Source organism: Methylobacterium sp. WL103 (assembly GCF_008039885.1).
Taxonomy (GTDB): domain Bacteria; phylum Pseudomonadota; class Alphaproteobacteria; order Rhizobiales; family Beijerinckiaceae; genus Methylobacterium; species Methylobacterium cerastii.
The window spans coordinates 1-2,731 of record NZ_VRUX01000558.1 but is presented as its reverse complement, the minus strand read 5'-3'; the positions used below and the strand labels follow the sequence as shown (position 1 = coordinate 2,731).

The 2,731-nt window shown below is 72.9% G+C and carries 3 protein-coding genes; 1 reads left to right on the top strand and 2 read right to left on the bottom strand.

The genetic code is table 11. The features are described 5' to 3' along the window. The first annotated feature begins 131 nt into the window (after positions 1–131). The gene (locus tag FV222_RS22270; protein ID WP_147815662.1) at positions 132–1,238 is read left to right on the top strand and encodes a serine protease; all 1,107 of its coding nucleotides are present in this window, start codon (positions 132–134) and stop codon (positions 1,236–1,238) included. 116 nt (positions 1,239–1,354) lie between these two features. Here the strand turns inward: FV222_RS22270 and FV222_RS22265 are convergent, their stop codons facing one another. Both FV222_RS22265 and FV222_RS22260 read right to left on the bottom strand, forming a co-directional pair. Beyond that, positions 1,355–1,510: a hypothetical protein gene (locus FV222_RS22265; protein WP_007563230.1), complete on the bottom strand. Its 156-nt coding sequence runs from the start codon at positions 1,508–1,510 to the stop codon at positions 1,355–1,357. Positions 1,511–1,621: 111 nt separating this feature from the next. Further along, the gene (locus tag FV222_RS22260) at positions 1,622–2,674 is read right to left on the bottom strand and encodes a cysteine synthase A (protein WP_147761708.1); all 1,053 of its coding nucleotides are present in this window, start codon (positions 2,672–2,674) and stop codon (positions 1,622–1,624) included. Positions 2,675–2,731: the final 57 nt, after the last annotated feature.

Genomic DNA, 2,731 nt, shown 5'->3' with positions numbered 1-2,731 from the left:
CCCCCCCCCCCCCCCCCCCCCCCTTTTTTTTTCAACCACCACCCCGCCTACGCTCAACGGCCCGGGGTCCGGGGGCGGGTTTTGGGTTATATCCCCATCACCTGGCCGCGGGCGAGGCCGCGCGGAAGGCCGTGCGCTTCACCGTGCTGGCTGACCCGGCGAGCGGCGCGGTGCTCGGCGTCCCCGAGCGGATGGTGCCCAAGCGCAGCGCCGTGCCCGGCGGCACCCGCTGGCAGAGCGCCGACGGGCGGCTGACCCTGGAGAGCCGGTCGTTTCCCGCAGGCAGCACCGACCTCGAGGCGCTGTTCGCCCGCGCGACCGCGCCGCTCGCCGACCGCAAGGTGACGTACAAGCTCAAGCGGCCGGACTTCATCGTGGTCACCGGCGAGACCGCGTCGGGGCGTTCCTACCTCCGCTACGCCGCCGGACCGGCGGGCATCCGCGGCTTCGCCATCGGCTACGAGGCGGCGCAGGCTGCGGACGTCGACCGCCTCGTCATCGCCATCGCCAACAGCTTCGTGCCGTTTCCCAACGCGCCGGCCGAGGCGCCCAGGATCGCGGCCGTGCCGGCAACCAAACCGCCGGCCACGGGCCTGCCCCCGGCCGGCATGACCTCGCAAGTGACGGCCCCGCAAGTGACGGCCCCGCAAGTGACGCCGCCGCAAGTGACGCCGCCGCAAGTGACGCCGCCGCAGGTGGTCGGCACCGGCCTCGTCGTGGCGCCGGGCCGCGTGTTGACCGCGTCGTCCTTGGTCGAGACCTGCCCGAACCTGCGGGTCGGCGCCGCCCCGGCCAAGGTCCTGCGCAGCGAGCGGGGTCTGGCGCTTCTGGAGGCCGCCGGCCTGCCGGCACCGAGGCTGCCGGGCCTGCACGGGACCTCGGCCTCCGAGGATCGGGTGGTGGTCGCCGCCGACGGGGCGGGTGTGTCGGTGGCCCCGGGGGCGATGTCGGGCGAGGCGCGGGTGACGGCACCGCTTCAGCCCGGGTCGGCGGGGGCACCGGTCCTCGACCGCGCGGGCGGCCTCGCGGGACTCGTCGCCCGCTATCCCGCCGCGCCGCGGCTGGTGGCGGGCGTGGTGCCGCCGGCGAGCTTTCCTGTGATCCCGGAGGACGTGATCGCCGCATTCCTGGCCGAGGGCGGCATCGCCACGAAACCGTCGGCGGCCACCGCCGGCAGCGTCGGCGCCGCCGCCTCGGCAGTCGGGGGCGCCGTGATCGGGCTCGGCTGTACGAGATAGGGCCTGCCGCGCGATCCTCGGATCACGCGACAGGCCCGCTTTGGTCGTGTGGCCGCCCGCCCTTCAAGCGAGCCGGCATCCACCTCGCTCGGACGGGCTTCGCGCCCGCGTCGGCGTCAGAGACGGCCAGTGACGAGCAGAACGATCAGGACGATGAGCAGGATGCCGCCGAGGCCGAAGCCCGGGCCGCGGTAGGCGCCGCCGCCGAGGAAGCCGCCACCACCGAAGGCGAGAATGATCAGGATGATGAGCAGAATGGTGACGAGCGACATGAAGGAAGTCTCCGCGGGAGCGCACGGGTCGTGAGCTTGACCGTGCAAACGCCGCGACAATCCGTTCCGTTCAAATAATTCGCACGCAAACTGACGGACGGTTTTGCCGGCTCAGGCGTGCCAGTCCGGCAGCGGGTCGGCGGGCCGGTCGAGCCAGTCAGGGCTCGGCAGGTTGCGCTCGCGTAGGAAGGCCGGGTTGAACAGCTTCGAGGCGTAGCGCGCCGCCCCGTCGCACAGGATCGTCGCGATGGTGTGGCCCGGCCCGAGCGCCCGCGCCAGCCGGATCGCCCCGGCGACGTTGATGCCGGACGAGCCGCCGAGCGACAGCCCTTCCGCGCGCATCAGCCCGAACACGATGTCGAGCGCCTCGGTATCGCCGATGCGGAAGGCGTGGTCGGGGGTGAAGCCCTCGAGGTTCTTTGTGATCCTGCCCTGGCCGATGCCTTCGGTGATCGAGGAGCCCTCGGCCTTCAGGGTCCCGCTGGTGTAGTGCGCGTAGAGCGCCGAGCCCTCGGGGTCGGCCAGCGCGATTGCGACCTTGGGGTTTTTCGCCCGCAGGGCGGCTGCGGTTCCCGCGAGCGTGCCGCCGGTGCCGGCCGCGCACACGAAGCCGTCGACGGTGCCGCCGGTCTGGTCCCAGATCTCGGGGCCGGTATGCGCCTCGTGCGCGCCGCGGTTGGCGACGTTGTCGAACTGGTCGGCGAAGAACGCCCCGGCGGGGTCTTCCGCCGCGATCCGCTCGGCGAGGCGCCGGGCGACGTGGACGTAGTTGTCTGGGTTGGAGAACGGCACCGCCGGCACTTCGACGAGCCGGGCGCCGGCCAGCCGCAGCGTCTGCTTTTTCTCCTCCGATTGCGTGACGGGGATGACGATCACCGTGCGGTAGCCGCGCACCGACGCGACCAGCGCCAACCCGATTCCGGTGTTGCCCGCCGTGCCTTCGACGATGGTGCCGCCCGGCCGGATCAGCCCGCGCGCCTCCGCGTCTTCGACGATCGCGCGCGCCGCCCGGTCCTTCACCGAGAGGCCGGGATTCAGGAACTCGGCCTTGCCGAGGATTGTGCAGCCGGTCTCCTCCGACGCCCGGCGCAGCCGGATCAGCGGCGTGTTGCCGATCGCCGCCAGCACGTCGGGGCGGGTGGCGTGATCCGGGTTCGTCGCCATGCCCATGTCGCTGCCTCCGTGTCGCCCGCGCCCCGCGCGGCGGCGCCTTGCGATAGC